The sequence below is a fragment of the Streptomyces sparsus genome (assembly GCF_054776295.1).
Genome location: NZ_BAAHCA010001466.1, coordinates 1 through 812 on the forward strand (window position 1 = coordinate 1; position 812 = coordinate 812).

At 66.6% G+C, this 812-nt stretch carries 1 protein-coding gene; it reads right to left on the reverse strand.

Features of this window, described 5'->3' with window-relative positions; translation table 11 throughout:
• Window positions 1–812 (reverse strand): beta-ketoacyl synthase N-terminal-like domain-containing protein (locus ACYVE9_RS29070; RefSeq protein ID WP_461030864.1); only part of this gene is annotated, 812 nt, incomplete at both ends.

The window sequence follows — 812 nt, forward strand, 5'->3', positions numbered from 1 at the left end:
ATGACGTGGGCATTGGTCCCGCTGATACCGAACGAGGACACCCCAGCCCGCCGCGGACGACCCTCCGCCATCGGCCACTCCCTGGAGCGGTCCAGCACCTCCACCGCACCCGAGGCCCAATCCACATGCGACGACGGCTCATCCACATGCAACGACGCCGGCAACACCCCCCGCTCCATCGCCAACACCATCTTCATCACACCCGCCACACCCGCACCCGCCTGCGTGTGACCCACATTCGACTTCACCGACCCCAACCACAACGGCCGATCACCCGAACGCTCCTGCCCATACGTCGCCAACAACGCCTGCGCCTCAATCGGATCACCCAACCGCGTCCCCGTCCCATGCGCCTCCACCGCATCCACATCCCCCGCAGACACCCCCGCATCCGCCAACGCCGCACGAATCACCCGCTGCTGCGACGGACCATTCGGCGCACTCAACCCATTCGACGCACCGTCCTGATTGACCGCACTCCCCCGCACCACCGCCAACACCCTGTGACCATGACGGCGCGCATCCGACAACCGCTCCACCAACAGCAAACCGCCGCCCTCGGAGAACCCCGTACCATCCGCTCCCTCCGCGAACGCCTTGCACCGCCCATCCGCCGCCAACCCACGCTGCCGACTGAAATCCACGAACAACCCCGGCGTCGACATCACCGTCACCCCACCAGCCAACGCCAGATCACACTCACCCGACCGCAACGACCGCACCGCCAGATGCAACGCCACCAACGACGCCGAACACGCCGTATCCACCGTCACCGCCGGCCCCTCCAAACCGAACGTGTACGACAACCGACC